Annotated in this window: 13 protein-coding genes; 8 read left to right on the top strand and 5 right to left on the bottom strand. The window is 64.2% G+C overall.

The annotated features are described in order from the left end of the window. The first annotated feature begins 22 nt into the window (after positions 1 to 22). The 6 genes from VFW04_00710 (at position 23) to VFW04_00685 (ending at position 7,778) form a co-directional block, all read left to right on the top strand. On the top strand, positions 23 to 304 hold the full coding sequence (locus tag VFW04_00710) for a hypothetical protein (protein HEX5177822.1): 282 nt from the start codon (positions 23 to 25) through the stop codon (positions 302 to 304). Between the two features lie 140 nt (positions 305 to 444). Continuing rightward, complete coding sequence (locus VFW04_00705) at positions 445 to 2,343, top strand: N-acetylmuramoyl-L-alanine amidase (protein HEX5177821.1); 1,899 nt, start codon at positions 445 to 447, stop codon at positions 2,341 to 2,343. Continuing rightward, entirely contained in the window at positions 2,340 to 5,222 is a 2,883-nt protein-coding gene (locus VFW04_00700) for a hypothetical protein (GenBank protein ID HEX5177820.1), read from the top strand. Before VFW04_00705 ends, VFW04_00700 begins: the two co-directional genes overlap by 4 nt. A 97-nt stretch (positions 5,223 to 5,319) precedes the next feature. Further along, positions 5,320 to 5,820, top strand: coding sequence for a gamma carbonic anhydrase family protein (locus tag VFW04_00695; protein ID HEX5177819.1), 501 nt, complete (start codon positions 5,320 to 5,322; stop codon positions 5,818 to 5,820). A gap of 94 nt (positions 5,821 to 5,914) precedes the next feature. Continuing rightward, entirely contained in the window at positions 5,915 to 7,273 is a 1,359-nt protein-coding gene (locus VFW04_00690; protein ID HEX5177818.1) for an aminotransferase class V-fold PLP-dependent enzyme, read from the top strand. A 34-nt stretch (positions 7,274 to 7,307) separates the two neighbouring features. Then, positions 7,308 to 7,778: an isoprenylcysteine carboxylmethyltransferase family protein gene (locus VFW04_00685; protein HEX5177817.1), complete on the top strand. Its 471-nt coding sequence runs from the start codon at positions 7,308 to 7,310 to the stop codon at positions 7,776 to 7,778. Positions 7,779 to 7,900: 122 nt separating this feature from the next. Here the strand turns inward: VFW04_00685 and VFW04_00680 are convergent, their stop codons facing one another. The 4 genes from VFW04_00680 to VFW04_00665 all read right to left on the bottom strand — a co-directional run bounded on the left by VFW04_00680 (position 7,901) and on the right by VFW04_00665 (position 9,400). Continuing rightward, a complete protein-coding gene (locus tag VFW04_00680) occupies positions 7,901 to 8,107 on the bottom strand; it encodes a hypothetical protein (GenBank protein HEX5177816.1) in 207 nt (68 codons plus the stop codon). A 22-nt stretch (positions 8,108 to 8,129) separates the two neighbouring features. Beyond that, the gene (locus tag VFW04_00675; GenBank protein ID HEX5177815.1) at positions 8,130 to 8,345 is read right to left on the bottom strand and encodes a hypothetical protein; all 216 of its coding nucleotides are present in this window, start codon (positions 8,343 to 8,345) and stop codon (positions 8,130 to 8,132) included. Then, complete coding sequence (locus VFW04_00670; GenBank protein HEX5177814.1) at positions 8,329 to 8,553, bottom strand: helix-turn-helix transcriptional regulator; 225 nt, start codon at positions 8,551 to 8,553, stop codon at positions 8,329 to 8,331. Before VFW04_00670 ends, VFW04_00675 begins: the two co-directional genes overlap by 17 nt. Before the next feature lie 343 nt (positions 8,554 to 8,896). Further along, a complete protein-coding gene (locus tag VFW04_00665; protein HEX5177813.1) occupies positions 8,897 to 9,400 on the bottom strand; it encodes a hypothetical protein in 504 nt (167 codons plus the stop codon). Between the two features lie 606 nt (positions 9,401 to 10,006). On the opposite strand from VFW04_00665, the gene VFW04_00660 reads away from it, so the two are divergent. Next, complete coding sequence (locus VFW04_00660; GenBank protein HEX5177812.1) at positions 10,007 to 15,013, top strand: LAGLIDADG family homing endonuclease; 5,007 nt, start codon at positions 10,007 to 10,009, stop codon at positions 15,011 to 15,013. 533 nt (positions 15,014 to 15,546) lie between these two features. Here the strand turns inward: VFW04_00660 and VFW04_00655 are convergent. Beyond that, complete coding sequence (locus tag VFW04_00655) at positions 15,547 to 16,083, bottom strand: ATP-binding protein (protein HEX5177811.1); 537 nt, start codon at positions 16,081 to 16,083, stop codon at positions 15,547 to 15,549. A 177-nt stretch (positions 16,084 to 16,260) separates the two neighbouring features. On the opposite strand from VFW04_00655, the gene VFW04_00650 reads away from it, so the two are divergent. Then, positions 16,261 to 17,445: a 2'-deoxycytidine 5'-triphosphate deaminase gene (locus VFW04_00650; protein HEX5177810.1), complete on the top strand. Its 1,185-nt coding sequence runs from the start codon at positions 16,261 to 16,263 to the stop codon at positions 17,443 to 17,445. Positions 17,446 to 19,092: the final 1,647 nt, after the last annotated feature.

The raw sequence follows: 19,092 nt of genomic DNA, 5'->3' as shown, positions 1-19,092 counted from the left end.
CCCACACCATCCGCACGAGGCCGTGCGCGTCGCGCCCGACATGTTCACGCGCGTCGGCGGCACGATGGCGATGGCGGCCTCGGCGCCAGAGCTGCGCGCGCTGCTGGGAGAGGACCGCCGGCGTTTCGTCTTGCCGCTCGGCGATTTCGGTTTGGCGGATGCGGTTGTCGGGGGCACTTGGGCGGCTGCCGTCGGACCGACCGGCTTACCGCAATCGATGCAGAAGCGGGAGTCGTCGGTGTTCGGCCGCCCGCAGAAGGCGCAAGAAATCACGCGTAATATCCTCCGGGCTGTCCCCCCGTAAGACGCCCCACTCGGCCTTAAGGTCAATAGAACATAAGAGTCAACAAGAACTTAGGAAATAGTGGCGAGAGGGAAACCGATCGGTTGGCGAATGGCCTCCTACTCTTTTGTCCCTGGCGCCCGCCGTTACCTTCTACTGCCATGAAACCCTGCCGTCTCGCGGCGCTGCTCGTGCTCTCGGCCTGCGCGCACAAGAGCACCGCGGTCGCCGGCGCTCCAACTCCTTCGACACCCGCAGCAAGCCGACCGTCTGCCGCCGCCGTCAATCTTCCGCCGATCCCGCTCGCGACCGGTCCGTTGCAGATCCGTGTCGTGTATCCGAGCCCGAATCAGCTGATTCAGTCGCGCGACTCGAATTTCATTTTCGGCTCGGTGGGGAACGGACACGCGCTGCTGACCATCAACGGGGCGCCGGTGCAGGTCTATCCCAACGGCAGCTTCATCGCGTTCCTGCCGCTGCCAACACGTGATCATACATCATATGATCTGATGGCTACGCTCGGCGCCGACACGGCGCGCGCAACGCAGCCCATTCGCCTGCTACCGCCCATTCCAGCGCTCGGCGATACGGGTGCCCTGGTGGTCGACTCGAGCAGCGTCGCGCCGTTCGGCCGCCTCGCGCTGCGCGACGACGAGATCGTGCGCGTCGCAGTCCGCGCTCCCGCCAACGCGTCGGTTGCATGGCGCGGCGATTCCTCGGCCGTAGTGCCGCTGCTCAACGGCGCGTCGCTGCCGCTCCGCACCGCGTTCAACGCCACGATCCCACCGGGCGCTGTGACCGCGCGCGATGCCGCCGACTCCACACAGTGGTCGGTGGGTGTGGTCGCGCGCCGGATGCGGGCCCCGAGCACCATCGTGGTGGCGCGGGGCGCCGATACGGTCCGGCTCGACGTGCCCGCCATCGCCCCGGCGCCGCCGGTCCCCACGTGGGGCGTGCTCGGCGCCGACACGAGCAGCGTCGGCGACACCGACCGGGTGATCATCGGCCGCCCGGTGCCTAACGGAACGTACAAGTGGCTGCTCATGGCCGGCACGGCCGTCCCCGTCACCGGCATCGACGGGGACTTCGTGCGCATCCGGCTCGACGGCGCGCTCGAGATCTGGGTGCTGGCCCGCGACATCGCGCTCATGCCTAACGGATGGCAGCCGCCGGCCCGCGTCGCCGGAAACGCGCAGCTCCGCCCAGCGGCGGAGTGGGTCGACCTCGAGATCCCCATGAGCAGCCGCCCACCGTTTCTGGTGGAAGAAGGCGACCACGAGCTCAAGCTCACGTTGTACGGCGTCACCGGCAACACCGACATCATCACCTACACGGGTGACGATTCGCTCGTCCGCGTAGTCCGATGGAAACCGGTGGGCACCGAGCGCGTGCGGTACACGCTGCGTCTCGCCGCGCAGCCGTTCGGCTATCTCGCGTTCTGGGACAACGGCCGATTCGTGCTCCGCGTCCGCCGTCCGCCGCGCATCAATCCGGACCATCCGCTGGCCGGCCTCACGATCGCCGTCGACCCGGGCCACCCGCCCATCGGCGCGACGGGCCCCACCGGATTGTACGAGCCGGTGCCGACGCTGGCGGTGGGGGAAAAGCTGCGCGACATGCTCCAGGCGCGCGGCGCGAAAGTGGTCATGACGCGCACGACGGCGGCGCCGGTTGCGTTAGGCGACCGGCCGATCATGGCGCGCCGTGCCGATGCGCAGGCGCTGGTCTCGATTCACCTCAACGCTTTGCCCGATGGAGTCGACCCGTTCATCTCGCACGGCACCGGGACGTACTTCTTCCATCCGCAATCCGAGCCCATGGCGCGCGCGCTCGAGACGTCGCTCGTGAGGCGCCTCGGCCTGCCGGAGCTCGGCATCCACTACGACAACCTCGCGCTGGCGCGGCCCACCTGGATGCCGGCGGTGCTCTGCGAGGGCGCGTTCATCATGATGCCGGAGCAGGAAGCCGCGCTCCGCACCCCGCAGTTTCAGCAGGCCTACGCGCGCGGCATTGCCGACGGCCTGGAGTCGTACTTCCGATCACTCGCCTCGAGCAAGTGACGGGCCGCCGTCTTGCGTTAGGCTTGCTCGCCGGCGCGGCGCTCGCCGCGTGGGCGCCCGCGGCCCGCGCGCAGCTCGCGCCCAACGCACACTGGCGCACGCTCGAGACCACGCACTTCCACGTCCACTTCACGCCCGCCGAAGAAACGGCGGCGCGCCGCGCCGCCGTGGACGCCGAGCAGGCCTATGCCGCGCTCGCCCAACGCCTGCACCCGCCGCGCGGACCGATCGACCTCATCGTCGCCGACAACGTCGACTTCTCCAACGGCTCGACCACGCCGTATCCGACCAACCGCATCCTCGTGTACGCGCGCCCCGGCCTCGATGTCGTGTCGCTGCGCTACTATGATGATTGGCTACAGTTGGTTATCACGCACGAGCTGACGCACGTGTTCCACCTGGACCGCACGCGGGGCTGGTGGAGCCTCGCTCAACATGTGTTTGGACGCGCGCCATTCCTGTTTCCGAATCAATACGAGCCCGCCTGGATCACCGAGGGGCTCGCCGTGTTTTACGAGAGCGACATCACCGGATCCGGCCGCGTCGACGGCACCTACGAGCGAATGCTCTTGACGGCCGGCGCGATGGATGGCGGCCCCGCGATGTTCGACCGATGGAATCTCGCCACCACGCGGTTCCCCGGCGGCGATCTTCCGTACGGCTACGGCGCGCTCCTGTTCGAGGACCTCTCGCACGCGCGCGGACCGGCCGGCATGCGCGCCTACGTCGAGTCGGCGAGCGGCAAGTGGTTTCCGTGGCAGTGGAACAGCGCCGCGCACGACGCCTTCGGCATTTCGTTTTCCGACGCCTGGCGCCTCTGGCACGACTCCCTCGCCGCGCGCGCGCCCGCGCCATCGAACCCGATGCCTAACTGGCGCGACCTCACCCACGCCGGCGCCGAGGCGCTCTATCCGCGCTGGGTGGGCGATACGGCGGTGGTGTATTCGCGCGCCGACTGGCGCTCATCGCCCGCTGCCGGCCTCGCCGACACCGCCGGCGCCAACCGCCGGTTAGGCAGACGCAACGGCAACGACGCCAACAGCCCGGCGCCAGATGGATCGATCGTCTTCTCGCAGCTCGAATACACCGATCCCTACCACATCCGGAGCGATCTGTACCGCCAGATCGGCGGCCGCCAGATCCGCCTCACCCACGACGCGCGGCTCGCCCAACCCGACGTGCGCCACGACGGGCTCATCGTCGCCGTCCGGTTTCTGCCCGCCACCACGCAACTCGTGCAGGTGAGTCCCGACGGCTGCACCGTCGTCCCGATCACCCGTGCCTCGCTCGACACCGAGTGGGCCGAGCCCCGCTGGTCCCCCGACGGCGCGCACATTGCCGCCACGCGCTGGACGCGCGGCGGCTACGCCGACGTGGTCGTCTTGGACACGTTAGGCAGCGTGGTCCGCGCCTTCACGCACGACCGTGCCATCGACGGCACGCCGTCATGGACGCCCGACGGCCGCGCGGTGGTGTTCACGTCGGACCGCACCGGCGTCACCCAGCTCTATGTGGCCGACCTGGACGGCGACACCATCCCGCGCCGCTTCACGAGCTCGCCCGTCGGCGTCTACTATCCGTCCGTATCGCCCGATGGAAAGGAAATCGCCGCCGCTCGCTACGCGGACAGAGGCTGGTATATCGGCATCGCGCCGTTCGATACCACCGGTGCCAAACCGGCGCCGCTCTCCTCGGCGTTCGCTCCCGAGTCGCTGACGCCGCCGGCGCTCGATACCGCGCGCGCGCACCCATACTCCGCCTGGCGCTCGGTGCTGCCCCGCTTCTGGCTGCCGCTGGCCGGCCAGACCGCGCACGGCAACTATTCGTTAGGCGCATTCACGGCCGGCAACGACGTCGTCGGCCGCCACTCGTATTTCGCCCAGGTGCTCCTCGATCCGCGCGGCGAGGAGAACACCTGGGACGTCCGCTACTCGTACGCCGGACTCGGCCAACCCGTCATGAACGCCGAGGGATTCCAGGACTACGACGAACAGTTCGTGCTCGACACGAACGGCACCGTCGCCGGCCGCGTGATCCGGCGGACGCAGACGTACACGTTAGGCATGACGCTCGAGCGCCCGCGCATCCGGAGCAACGCGTTCTTCACGATCGAGGGCGAGCTCGAGCAGCGCCACTACACCACCGACCCGGCGCCGCTCCTCGGTCGTCTCGATCCGTTCTTCGCCTCCAATCCGCGCTACTGGTCCATCGTCTCGTCGGTTGGTTGGGCCAACACACAATATCCGGTGCGCGCCATCTCGTTCGAGGACGGCATTTCGTTTGCCGCCACCGGCCAGCTCAAATGGCTCGAGGGAACGGGGCCCATTCAGTCGCGCAGCGTGAGCGCCGTGTTCGACGCCTACAAGTCCGTCGATTTCGGCGGCTTCGCGCACAGCGTGATCGCCGCGCGGGTGGCGGGCGGCGTCGCCTCGGGCGCCGATCCCGGCGTGTACGACATCGGCGGGTCGAACGGCACGCCTGTGTCGGTGTTCCCCGGTTTCACGTTAGGCTCGCGCCACACCTTCGCCGTGCGCGGATTCCCGTCCGGCGTTCGCTCCGGCGACCGCGTCCTTGCCGGATCGGTCGAGTATCGCGTCCCGTTCATCGCGCCGCACCGCGGGCTCGGCTTCTGGCCCGCGTTTCTGGATCGCACGTCGATCAACTTTTTCAGCGACGCCGGCACGTCGTGGGTCGAAGGCGGCCGGTTCTTCAACGGCAACCCCATCGCGTCGGCCGGCGCCGAAGTGGTCGCGAACCTGGGGCTGCAGTACGACGCGCCGTACGTGGCGCGCGCCGGTATCGCGTTCCCGTACATCAACAACTCGCCGGTCAAGGTGTCGCCGGCGAGCGTGTACTTCGAGATCGGTTTCGCGTTCTGAGCTCTGCTCCACATTGCCCCGAGATGGCGCACAATTCGCATGTGACGCGCCATACCTCACGACATCATTGATTCGATCTCGCCACGACCCCGCAACAATGCCCACCATACACCCAACCGCATTCGTCCACCCCCTGGCCATCGTGCTCGGCGACGTTACGTTAGGCGCCCGTGCGTCGGTGTGGCCCACCGCCGTGCTCCGCGGCGACAGCGACCGCATCGTCGTCGGCGCCGAGACCAACGTGCAGGACGGCTCGGTGCTCCACGCTGATCACGGTCTCCCCGCGCTCGTCGGCGCGCGCGTCGCGATCGGCCACCGCGCGATCGTGCACGGCGCCGTGGTCGAGGATGGATGTCTCATCGGGATGGGATCGGTGGTGCTCAACGGCGCGCGCGTCGGCGCCGGGTCGATCATCGGCGCCGGCGCCGTGGTCACCGAAGGCATGCAGATCCCGCCGGGATCGCTTGTGTTAGGCGTGCCCGCGCGCGTCGTCAAACAGGTCACGCCGCAGATGCAAGCGCGGATCGCCGCCACCGTGGACGCCTATCTCGAGCTCCAGGAGCAGCACCGTCGAGGGCAGTGGCCGACCGCACCCTGACGGATTCCGGCCGGCCGTCGGGCACACGCTGCGGCCCGTCGGCGTTATCTTGTTGACTGCTCATCGGCACCCCCGTCCACGTCCGAGACGAGTCATGAACGACGAATCCTGCACCGTGCTTCGCGCGGCGGCGCAATACGGCATCGCGTATCTCGAGGGACTCGACCAACGCAGTGTCGCGCCCTCGTCCGGCGCACTCGCGCGGCTCGCCGAGCTCGATCGACCGCTGAACGATGCGCCGACGCCGCCCGAAGACGTGATCCGGCAGCTCGACGAAATCGGATCGCCCGCCACGATCGCGTCCGCCGGCGGCCGCTTTTTCGGATTCGTGATCGGCGGTTCGCTGCCGGTCGCGCTCGCGGCCAACTGGCTCGCCGGCGCATGGGACCAGAACTCGGGACTCGTGGTCATCGCGCCGATCGTCGCCAAGCTCGAGGACGTCGCCGCGAAATGGATGGCCGAGTTGTTCGGACTGCCCGAGGGATGCGGCACGGGCTTCGTCACCTCGGCGACCGCCGCCAACTTCAGCGCGCTCTGCGCCGCGCGTCGCGCGCTCTGTGCGCGCCGCGGTTGGGACGTCGAGTCGCAAGGCTTGTTCGGCGCGCCGCCCATCGACGTGATCGTGGGCGACGAGGTCCACGCCTCCATGCTCAAAGCGTTAGGCATGAGCGGACTCGGCCGCGACCGAGTGACGCGCGTGCCCACCGATGCGCAGGGCCGCATGCGCGCCGAGCTGCTGCCCGAGCTCACGAGCAACAGCCTCGTGTGTCTGCAGGTGGGCAACGTGAACACCGGTGCGATCGACCCCATCGCCGAGGTGTGCGCGGCCGCGCGCGCCGCCGGCGCCTGGGTGCACGTGGACGCCGCGTTCGGAATGTGGGCCGCCGCGTCGCCGACGCTGCGTCAGTTAGTCGCCGGCATCGGCGACGCCGACTCGTGGGCCACCGACGCGCACAAGTGGCTCAACGTCCCGTACGACAGCGGCGTGGTGTTCTGCCGCGACGCCGCTGCCTTGCGCGGCGCGATGACGTCGAGCGCCGCCTATCTGGTGGAGGGCGCCCACCGCGAGCCGTACCAGTACACCCCGGACTTCTCGCGCCGCGGCCGCGGCGTCGAAGTCTGGGCCGCGCTGCGCGCGTTAGGCAAGAGCGGCGTCGCCGACCTCGTCGACCGGACCTGCCGGCACGCGTGGCGGTTCGCCGCCGCGCTCGAGGAGGCCGGCTTCGAGATTCTCGCCGACGTCGTGCTCAACCAGGTGCTCGTCGGCTTCGGCGACGCCGAGCGCACCGCGCGGGTGATCGCCGCGATCCAGGCGGACGGCACGTGCTGGTGCGGCGGCACCGTCTGGCACGGCCGGCCCGCGATGCGCATCAGTGTATCCTCGTGGGCGACCACGGATGACGATGTCGAGCGCAGCATCGACGCGATCGTCCGCGCCGCCCGCGCCGCCTAACACACCGTCCAACCCGCGCCGTCCGGAGACCTCAATGGCCGATCGAAAGACCGACACCGCCGGCGTCATCGCGTTCCCCCCGCTCCTCGTGGTCGGCGCGCTCGTGTTAGGCCTGGTGTGGCACTGGTTCGTCCCGCGGCAGCCGTTCCCGCCGGTCCCGTCGCGCATCGTGGGGATTGTGTTCGTGCTCGTCGGCGCCGCGATCATCGCCTGGGGCGCCCGCACCATGCGCGCCGCGGGCACGAACATCGACCCGTCGCAGCCCGCGCTCGCGCTGGTGACCACCGGCCCATTCCGCTGGTCGCGCAACCCGCTCTATCTCGCGATCCTGATCATCTACGTCGGCACGACGCTGGTGGTCGACGCGCTGTGGCCGTTCGTTCTGTTAGTCCCGCTCATCGCGCTGCTCGAATGGGGCGTGATCAGGCGCGAAGAACGCTACCTCGCGCGAACATTCGGCGAGCCGTATGAAGCGTATCGCGCCCGCGTCCGCCGCTGGCTTTAAGGCGGACACGTCCGACACAGCCGGACACGACCGGATCGAGCGCGGCTTGGGCAGTGTCCGGTCGTGTCCGTAGTGTCCGGCGTTGTCCGCCTTCAGTCCGGCGCTGTCCGAGTTGTCCGCCTTCACCGGACCCGCAGCATCACGGCCATGGCACCGAGGGCGCCGGACATGCCGAGGCACAGGCCGACGACGGCGTGCAGTGCGTCGAGGCCGTGCTGCGACGCCGGATGCAAGAAGAGGAAGAAGCACAGGCCTAACGCCAGCAGCGCCGCGCTCCACGCCGTGCATCGCCGCGCCTTGGCCGCCTTCGGGATGGATCCCATCAACATTGCAGTCGCTCCTGCCTAACGGTTAGTCGGTGAACAGGTACCACGCCATGAGTCCCATCTTGATGCCGACGAAGGTCAGTGCCACGGCGAGCAGGTCCCAGCTCCACACGCCGTCCGCGTAGTCGCGGTACATGAAGAGCCCGATGGCCACGAGCGTCGCGACGATGCCGGCGGAGCTGCTGGATTTGAGGCGATGGGTGAGAAACCGCTCGTCGATCGCTCTACCGAGAATGCGCATGGGGTTTCACGAGAGTGAAAATGTCGTCCGTCGCGCAGCGAAAGACCTTCGCGAACGTAAGCGCCAGCTCCAGGCTCGGCACATAACGCCCGCGCTCGATGGAATTGATGCTCTGCCGGGAGACGCCGACCGCCTTGGCCAGATCCTCCTGGGTCCACCCGCGCTCGCCGCGCAGCTCTTTGACTCGATTTCTGATCTCTGAGTCCATGTCAAGCTTGCTTGTCTCTCCCAGGATACGCGATTCGGCGGCGCATGTCAAGTATGCTTGACTAAAGGCGGACAAGTCCGGACACTGACGGATCCGTCAGTGTCTAGATTTGTCCGCCTCGTGCATTGAGTCTGTTAGATCCGGCCGTGTCCGATGTGTCCGCCTTTAGAGGCGGCCGTGTCCGGTGTGTCCGCCTTAGACAGTCCGTTAGATCCCGTCCTGTCCGGTGTGTCCGCCTTAGACAGTCCGTTAGATCCCGTCCTGTCCGGTGTGTCCGCCTTTAGATCCGGCCGTGTCCCGGTGTGTCCGCCTTTAGATCCGGCGCTGTCCCGGTGTGCCCGCCTTACGGCATTTTTGTCCCTTCGTCGTGCAGCACGAGCACGGAATCCGCGCCCTTCGAATAGTGCGCGGTGGTCGTCCCGACCAGCTTCCCGTCTTGCAGCCGGTAGGACCCTTCGGTCATCACCTTGACGCCTTTCCGCCGCTGGCTCGAGAACGTGCCTGTGCGCTCGATCAGGCTGTCGCCCGACACGCTGACCATCAGCGGCACTTTGAGTCCCGACGGGAAGGTCATGAACCACCCGGTCGTGTCGGCGGTGGCGGTGAGGACATACTTGGTGGGTGTCGTGTCCTTGCCTGCGTTAGGCGTCGCCGTCATCTGCCATTTTCCGGCGACGTCGGCGAGCGAGAACGCTGGAGCCGGCGCAGGCGCCGGCGCCGCAGCCGCGGCTGTGGAGTCAGCGGGCGCCGCGGTGCTGTCTCCGTTCGCCGCCCCTCCGCCTTTCTTGCAACCCACGACCAACAAGCCAGCGCAACCAACGACCGCGAGCTGCGAGATGATGCGCATGAGATCCTCGGCGTTCGGGAAGGGAGCGATTGTCAGACAGCCACGCCACACGCTACCGGGATCCGGGATACTGTCAAGCCAACGACTCTCTCTCTGCCGACACGGCCCGCCACTTCGTCTCGCACTCGCTTCGAGCAGCCGAGCCGTCCGTCAAATCCGGCGTTGTCCGGGTTGTCCGCTTGTTAGTGTCGTGTATCCGAACAAACCCACTCCTCGGCGCTGACGTCCCGCAATGTCGAGCTCGTTTCGCTCGCCTGGCGCCGAGCGGCTCCGGCAGTCCGGCTTCCTTCGAGCTAAGAAGCGGCTACATTTCATGTTATCCCACGCTTCGACGCCCACGAGGCGTGGGCTTTGCATCACGATTCCGGACCTTTGCACATTCCGAGGCGCCTCCGCGTGGATAGTCGGTGGAAAACGCGGCCAAACCCGGAATTGTGATGTGCATTGTTGGAACTCGTTGCTACGGTTGAAGTTGTGAAGAGACTTGCGCGGAATCACATGTCAGAATATCGTCACCTCCCGCGTCTGGCTCATCCCACCTCGCGGAACCCGTAGGTCAAGTCCACCACAACTTCGGTTTGGCCCTCAGTTAGGAGACGCATCCCCATGGCCCTGCCATCCAAGGCCTCGCCGCCAGCGACCCCGGTGTCGCTCAGCAAGAACGCCCGGATCGTGCTCGAGAAGCGCTACCTCGTGAAGGACGAGACGGGGAAGCCCACGGAGCGACCCGAGGATTTGTTCTGGCGCGTGGCCACGGTGGTGGCGGAGGCCGATCGGCGGTACGGCGCCAGCGACGGCGCGGTGGACACGGTGGCCGAGGAGTTCTACCGGCTCATGACCGAGCGTCGGTTCGTGCCTAACTCGCCGACGCTCATGAACGCCGGCCGTCCGTTAGGCCAACTGTCGGCGTGCTTCGTGCTGCCCATCGAGGACGCGCTGTCTAACGGACACGACGGGATCTACGACACGCTGCGGTCCATGGCCCTCATTCATCAGTCGGGCGGCGGATGCATCGCCGGCGACGCGCGCGTGTGGACCACGTTCTGCGGCGTCGAGCCGATCGAGGTGCTGTTCAATCGCGCCACCGTGGACGGGCGCGCCGGCGAGCGGCAGGGCAGTGGCGTTGCGTATGACGTGCGCGACCTCGGAATCCGGACGCTGTCCATGGATCCGGGCACGGGCAAGACCGGCCTTCGTCCCGTGACGCACGTGTGGAAGTTCGACGTGCCCGCCGAGAGTCAGATTGTCGTTAGGACGCGCGAGGGCGCCGAGGTGCAGACCAGCGACTGGCACCCGTTCATGGTGCTGCGCGGCACGCAGCTCGTGGAAGTCCGCGCCGACGCGCTCGAGGCCGGCGACGTGATCCTGGGTCCCGAGCGGCCCGAGACGTTCTGGCCGTGGCAGGAGGAGCGCACCGTCGGCGGCCTCACGATCGATCCGGACATCGCGTGGCTCACCGGCTTCACGTTAGGCGATGGGTCGTTCGGCTACGTGCCCGCGCTCAGGCAGCACCGCCTGCGCTGGTTCTCCGGCACCACCGACGTGCTCGAGCGCGTGCAGTCTATTGTGGCGAAGCACGGCATCCGGATCTCCATCCAGCGCGACCCGCGCGGAAACGGCCTCGTGCTGGCGACGCTGACGCAAGACTTCGTGCACGCCATGCAGCAGGCCTGTGCGCTCACGCGTCGCGGACCCAAGGACGCGATCATCCGCGTGCCCGAGCACATTGGAAAGGCGCCGCTGCCGGTGGTGCGCGCGTTCGTCGCCGGTTTGTTGGACAGCGACGGCTGTGTGGACCCCGACGGCAGTCCGTCGTACACCACGGCCAGCGAAGAAATGGCCCAGGACCTCGCGGCTCTGATGAGCCTCCTCGGCTACCAGCCCACGGTTAGGCGGAAGGAGCCGCACGGCCGTGGCAAGCTGCCCACCTACACCGTGCTCCTGTGCCCGTTGCCGCAGGTGGACGAGCTGGCCGCGGATCTCGCGCCATACTTGGCGAACGTGCAGCGGAAAGAGCGGCTGCACTCTGACGCCACTAAGCAGACCTCGCTCGCGCTCGACATCGATTCATGGCGCGACGCATTGCGCTCGTATGGACTCGTGAATGAGCGCGGTCACAAGGGCGCCGGACCCTGTGCCGACCAATTCAATCGGTGGAGCTGCAACGTAGGCGGCCGCGTGAATCGACGGGATCTCGCGCACATCGCGCAGGTCCTCCAGTCGCACGACGCGCCCCTCGCCGCGATGCTCAAGCGCGCCGCGCGCGGCGGACAGGAAGTGACCGAGGTGACCCGGGCCGACACGCCCAAGCCGTACTATGACCTGAGCGTCGACGAGTGGAACACCTATGCCGCCGGCCGCGACGGCATGGTGATGATCCACAACACCGGATTCGGCTTCTCGCGCCTCCGTCCCAAGGGCTCCATGGTGCGCTCCACCACCGGCGTCGCGTCCGGCCCCGTGAGCTTCATGAAGCTCTACGACGCCAGCACCGACGCCGTGAAGCAGGGCGGCACCCGCCGCGGCGCCAACATGGGCATTCTGCGCGTCGACCATCCCGACATCATGGAGTTCATCACCTGCAAGGAAGACCTCACGCAGGTGGTCAACTTCAACATTTCGGTGGCCGTCACCACGCAGTTCATGCGCGCCGTGCAGACCGGGTCCAAGTACGATCTCATCGACCCCGGCACCGGCAAGTCCGTGGAGCGGCTCGACGCGCGCATGGTGTGGAACAAGATGATCGAGGGCGCCTGGCGCACCGGCGAGCCCGGCGTGTTCTTCATCGACGAGGCCAACCGCTACAACCCCGTCCCGTCGTTAGGCCAGTACGAGGCGACCAATCCGTGCGTGGTCGGATCGACCCGCCTCGCCACCGACCGCGGCCTCCTCACCATGGAGGAGCTCGAGCGCGAGCTCACCGAGATCCGCGTGGTCACCGACGACCGTGTGCCGGCCATCCGCTCGGCGCTCGAGGGCGGCGTCGCCGTGCAAACCCGCCGCGGCACCACGCTCCGCCACGCGGTGCCCGTTTTCCGCACGCGCCAGAACGCGCCCGTATTCGCGCTCGTCACCGCGCACGGCTACACCGTAACCGCGACCGACAACCACAAGTTCTTCACGCCTAACGGACTGGCGGAGCTCAAGGATCTGAAGCCGGGCGACGACATCCTCTTGCAGTCCGGCGAGGGCGCCTGGAGCACCAACTACGCGCTGCCCGCGTTCGAGCCCACGGACAAGTTCCGCGCCCGCGTCGAACGCGGCGAAGCCCACCTGCCGTCCACCTGGTCCCGCGAGCTCGGCCAGATGATCGGCTTCGCGATGACCGACGGCTGGCCCTGCGACGAGCTGCCGTACACCCGCAGCTCGCTCGGCCTGGCCGTGCCGGGCCAAGTGAAGCGCGTGCCCGAAACAATCTGGCGCGCTCCGCGCGAAGCCGTGATCGGTTTCCTGCAGGGCCTGTTCACCGCCGACGGCACCGTGAACATCTCGGTGGCCCGGAAAACGTGCTCCGTTCGCCTCGCCGCCAGCAACAAGCCGCTCTTGGAAGACGTGCAGCGCCTGCTGCTCAACTTCGGGATCGTCTCCAAGCTGTACCTGCGCCGCGAAGCCCAGGACAAGCTCATGCCCAACGGCAAAGGCGGCCAGACCCGCTACGCCTGCGCGCCGCAGTACGACCTCGTGCTCGACAAGGAGAACCGCGACCGGTTCGTCCGCACCATCGGCTTCCTGTCCGTGGCCAAGCAGCAGAAAGCCGAGCGATGGCTCGCGGGCAAGGAGCGCCGGTCCAATCGGGAGCGGTTCGTCACGCGCATTGTGTCCATCGAGCCTGCCGGCACCGCCGACGTGTACTGCACCACCGAGCACCAGACCCATTCGATTGTGGTGAACGGCCTCGTCACGGCGAACTGCGGCGAGCAGCCCCTGCTCGCGTACGACGTGTGCAACCTCGGCAGCATCAACGTCGGCTACTATGTGAAGGGGAGCGGCGTCGATTGGGACGCGTTCCGCCGCGACATCCAGCTCGCCACGCACTTCCTCGACAACATCATCGACGTCAACAAGTATCCGCTGCCCGAGATCGACGCCCTGTCCAAGCGCATCCGCCGGATCGGCCTTGGCATCATGGGCTTCGCCGACATGCTCGTTAGGTTAGGCATTCCGTACGACTCGCCCGACGGCGTGGAGATGGGCCGCAAGGTGATGCGGTTCCTGGACGTGGAGGCCAAGCGCGAGAGCGAGCGGCTGGCCAACGAGCGCGGCGCGTTCCCCGAGTGGGCCAAGAGCATCTGGGGTCCCGAGGAGACGTGCGCGCGCGACGCGAGCGGCAAGCGCATTAGGCCCATGCAGCTTTTGCGCAATTGCAACGTCACCACCATCGCGCCCACCGGCACCATCTCGATCATCGCCGGCTGCTCGAGCGGGCTCGAGCCGCTCTTCGCCGTGGCGTTCATGCGCAATCAGGCCGGCGTCATGATGCCCGACGTGAACGACGACTTCGTCGCGATCGCCAAGCGCGAGGGCTGGTACAGCGACGCGCTCATGGAGCGGATCGCCAAGGAAGGCCACATCAAGTTCCCCGAGGTGCCGGAGAAGTGGCAGCGCGTGTTCGTGACCGCCAACCAGATCGCGGCCGACATGCACATCCGCATGCAGGCCGCCTTCCAGGAGCACTGCGACTCGGCAATCTCGAAGACAACAAATTTCGCGCACACCGCTACGCAGGACGACGTGAGGACGATTTACGAGCTCGCGTACGAGCTCAAGTGCAAGGGTGTGACCGTGTATCGCGACGGGTCGCGCGACAACCAGGTGCTGAGCACCGGCGCCACCGATGGGGCCAAGGCCGCGCGGGAGAGCGGGGCAGTCGCGTCGGTGCCGGGCGTCACCGCCCAACCGGACACCAAGCGCGAGGTGGCCGAGCTCGCCGGTCGGCTCGCCGAGTCGGAGGCGGAGATCGGGCGGCTCAAGAAGATGCTCTACGAGAGCGAAGCCGAGAATGCCCAACGGCGGGCCAAGCGCGCTCGGCCCGATACGTTGAGGGGGACGACGCGGCGGATGGAGACTCCGTTGGGCACGATGTACGTGACGATCACGGAGGACGATCGCGGGCAGCCGTTCGAGGTGTTCATCACGTTGGGCAAGGCCGGCGGCGCGGCGATGGCGGACGTAGAGGCGATGGGGCGGTTGCTGAGTTTGGCCTTACGGAGCGGGATTCCGCTCATGGAAGTGCACAAGCAGCTCCGGGGCATCGCATCGGACCGGCCGATCGGGCTCGGGCCTAACAAGGTGCTCTCTGTTCCCGACGCGATTGGTATTGCGATCGAGCAGTGGTGGCGGGAGAAGCAGGGGGTTCAGCAGGAGCTGTTGGGCGAGGGCGGGGCGAAGCAGGGCGGGGTGCCGGCGAGGGAGCAGATCACAGGCTCGTCGGTACGAGTGGCGCCGGCGGCGAGCGGGGATGCGACGTTAGGCGGGGCGCAGGGGCAGCTGGGCTTCGACGCGGTGACGGACAATGGCGGGTTTATGGGAACGTGTCCGGACTGCGGGTCGCAGTTGGAGTATGCGGAGGGGTGTGTGAAGTGTCATGTGTGCGGGTTTAGTGAGTGCGGGTAACTGTGTATTCTGGAATAAGTCCAAAATGAAGGGGCATGTTCGCGTAGCTTTGTCGTGCCAACAAGAAATGGAGGCGACTAATGTCGCGCAAACGTGGAGCAGGTGGCGAGTTTCCGCTCGGGCCTTTACTCGCGCTTATCGTTGGAATAGCCGTTGCTCAGTATCGAGTTCGCAATCCTCGTTGCAAAGGATGCGGCGCGATTCTGGAGGCGATTAGGTTGTACGAGAAGGTTGAATGCCCGACATGCGGAGCTGTTTTAATCGGTATGCAGGCGGCACTCTCGTAATTCGAGCCTTGTCGTACGGCGCGCCTAAGAACGACGCCGGACCAAACGCATGGCCTCACTTGCTAGGCGCGGGTGTGCCAGCTAGCGCTCGTTGGCTCAGTGCGGGAGTGCGATCGAGAGTCTCCGTTGCTTGCTAACAGGCAGCGGAAATTTGGCAGTATTAGCGAAGCGCAAGAATCAACGTGACGCTGCGCTCAAGGAGCCAGTTTGAACTCGCGCCAAAGGCTAGTGGACGTCGAGCGAGCGTCACGCATTTACCAATAGACGTCGAGCGAACGTCAGGACGCTGCTTTTTCGCATTCCATGTCGCCAAATCTTGAGCGGCACATTTAGAGACGAGCTTACGAATTCAGCCTGCTGTCGCTCCACCTGGGTAAGACGTGTGAGAAACTCAATTTGGTATTCAGAGCTACCTTCTCGCCGCTCGAGACGTTGCTTAACTAGGAAGGTTGGCGCCTCCACCAACACTAGTCCCAATGGCCGTATACTTGTGAACACGTCCAGTGGTACATTGACGATGCTCGCATCTCTGCGAACTAGACAATAGTGGCCGTCAAGCAAAATCGTCAGCGAGGAAGTCAAGTACGGCGTCAGCGCAGACAGCGCTAGTTCTTGGTTCGCGCCGACATCCACGACGGCTTTACGCATGAGGTCACCTGGCTCCGCGACATAGCCTATCAGGTCGCTTGCCCTCAGATGAACGGCGTCTAGCGGACCCTTTAGCGCTTCGCAAAGGGTGGATTTTCCCGCGCCATGAATCCCGCCAAAAAAGAACAAGCTCATCAGTGAATTCGATGAATTTCTGTTCTCGGAATCACGTTCGATTCGAACTACAAAACATGAGCACGCTCATGGGAGTTGAAAACAGCAGCACTTCGGCTTATGTTCGGGCAAGGCGTAAACCTCGCACCTGCCCGAATTTCTCTAGGTCCTTTAGCGACCGAAACAGAGGAGGGTTGAGTGCCTGAGGTTTGGGATTCCTGGGTACCTGGCGTTCTCTCAAAACGGCAACTTAAGGCAGTCCATAAAGCCGGATTCATCAAACATGCTAGTAGCGGCGGATTTGATCATTCGGCACTGGATTTACACTTGTCGAGCGATGCCTTTGAGCTGAAGGGCGGCTCCGTCAAGCCCTTCGGAAGTGACTATTTCGGGCAGATTACTAGCGATCGACTACTGAACCCACTAGTCGCTGACCAAAACGGCCATTTCTTATTGCGTCCGCGGAGAACCTATCTGTTTCGACTCAAAGAATCCATCGAAGCGAAATGCACAAAGTCTATTTGGGGTCGGGCGACGGCTAAGAGCTCAATCGGAAGGCTTGATGTTTTGGTTCGCCTCATAGTTGATGGAACTAGGCGATACGAAGGCTTTGATCCAGAGGAACTTGGGGAAGGGTCTACGAGCATGTTTGTGGAGGTAACGCCCATTACCTTCCCGGTCGTAGTTAAGGCCGGCATAGCATTAAATCAGTTGAGGCTTTTTTATGGAGATCCTGCCGATTGTGAGTTAAAAGGTCACGAGATTTCTCGAACGTGTTTGACACAGTTAGCCAAGGACCACCATCTGAGTGTTAACTTGGCCCCAGTCGACATAGTCGGCGTTCCCGGCTGCGGCTTTCGAGCGACGTCTCCGAATAGGTTTGGTGCGCCAATCCGATTGTGGTCGGGAGGGAACGGTGAGCTCAACCCGGGTAAGTGGTGGGAACTTGTCGGCGCTAACCAACAACGAAGACTGAAAATTCAGAAGGGCAGTTTTTATATACTTCGATCAAAAGAGAGGCTTCGTCTCCCGGCTGGAATTGCTGTATACGCGAGGGCGATCGATGAAGAGATCGGCGAAATGAGAATTCATTACGCTGGATTCGCTCATCCATTCTTTGGGCAAGACAGAGAGGACGGTCAGCTTGGAACTCCGCTGGTGTTTGAAGTGCGTGGTCATGATGTAGATGTGAATTTGAGAGACGGGGAAATCTTAGCGCGCCTTCAGTTCTTTCGAATGTCTGAGGAAGCGAAGAAAGAGAGGAAAAATCCCGCGCGGTCCGTATCAAAGAAGAAGGATCCATACAACGATCAAGATCTGCAGTTGTCCAAGTTCTTTGCGAAATGGAAGTCCAGACCAAAACTTGTCCAACAGGGCAAGTAATTAGGCGAACGCATTCGGGAAGAGAATATGCTGGATCTATTTCCGACATCGTCCGTGCACATCAAGCGCATTGGTTCAAGCGATGCTCATCGCGGTAGCGATGCGTTGATGACGCTCTCAAATTGGCTCGATAATCATGAGTCATACTATCCATCCATAAGACGCTGGTTCAATGACAAGGTAGTGCCTGATCTTAAAACAGGCCGGCGCATTGGATACCTCGGATTTCAGGGAGAGGCTCCTGTACTTGCTGCTGTGCTGAAACAAGGAGAGAAATCAAAGTTCTGCCATTTGAGCATTAGTGAAGGATTCCAAGGAAACAAGCTTGGCCAGCTAATGTTCTGCCTGATGGCCGCGGAGGTTCGACATCTTTCAAAGGAAGTTCATTTCACACTTCCAGAGAGTCTTTGGGAGCGAGAAAAGGGTTTCTTCCGCTCATTTGGGTTTGAGTCGGTAGAGATATCATCTATTCAGTATCGACTGTTCGACCAAGAACTTCGTTGTTCCGTGAGCTTTCCCAAAATGTGGAGTCGAATAGTCGATCGGCTCCCAATGCTCTTAACAGGCGCCGCTATTGCTGGCTTTCAGATCAACGACGGCATAGTACTCTCCGTGCATCGAAATCATGCCGAGTCGATAATGAAAGGGCACAAGACAGTTGAAGTGCGCCGACGATTCACAAGCCGATGGATTGGGCGAAGCGCGAGCGTCTACGCAGCTGGTGGCTCCGGATGCTTACTTGGAACCGTGAAGATTGCTGACGTAGTGCAAGGATCACCAGACAAGATTTGGCGCGCGTTTGAGAGCGAGTTGTGTTGCTCCCGGCAAGACTTTGACCGTTATGCTGGTAACCGATCCCATGTCTTCGCCCTGAGATTACGGGACCCTGTACCGTATGAAGCTCCAGTTTCACTGTCGCAACTCTCTCATCTGTTAGGCCAAGACTTAAGACCGCCACAGTCCTATAGCGCACATTCACTGACCGATGTTTGGGGACGAGCATTGTCAGTTGCGGCACTCCTCCACTCCAATTTTTCTGCCTTTCCTCGCAGCACTATTAGGCACTCGCTCGAATCGAACTAGAGATTGGATGTTGAGGACGCCTCCTCAGTCTCAACAACGTTAGGCCCGACGTTTAGGGCCGTCGAGCACTGGGACAGGCCGAGCGATCGAACCGGCTAGAGTTCGCGTGCCGGAGGGCGGCGTGGTGACATTAATCAACGATCGCTCTTCGAGCGGCGCTGATTCCTACTTGATTCCTACTGCGGGCGCTGATCACCAGTGCTAAGTTTTAGGCGCCTTATTACTTCCGCCGCGCCGCGGCGATAAACCGTTAGGCAGACGACCTCTCCGGCCGGATCTCGCACCTCCCAGTGGCGACCGTATCGGCGTACTTCGAAGGGCGCGAAATCGTCGGGCGAGCTGCGCCGAATGCGTACCTGAGTGTATGTGAAAGCCACGGAGCCTCCTTGTAAAATCGTTACGCGCTGATTGTTAAACTGAGCACCATTCGTCTCGGCAGGCCGTGTATATATTATAATAGACATCCGATGATGTCAATGCAGGCATATACAATACATTGCGATGACGTTCAAGCAAGCGACTGACCGCCTAGCCGGTTGCGCAAACCACGCAGAGATTGCGCGC

Source organism: Gemmatimonadaceae bacterium (assembly GCA_036273715.1).
Taxonomy (GTDB): domain Bacteria; phylum Gemmatimonadota; class Gemmatimonadetes; order Gemmatimonadales; family Gemmatimonadaceae; genus JADGGM01.
This window is presented reverse-complemented; position numbering and strand designations above follow the sequence as displayed.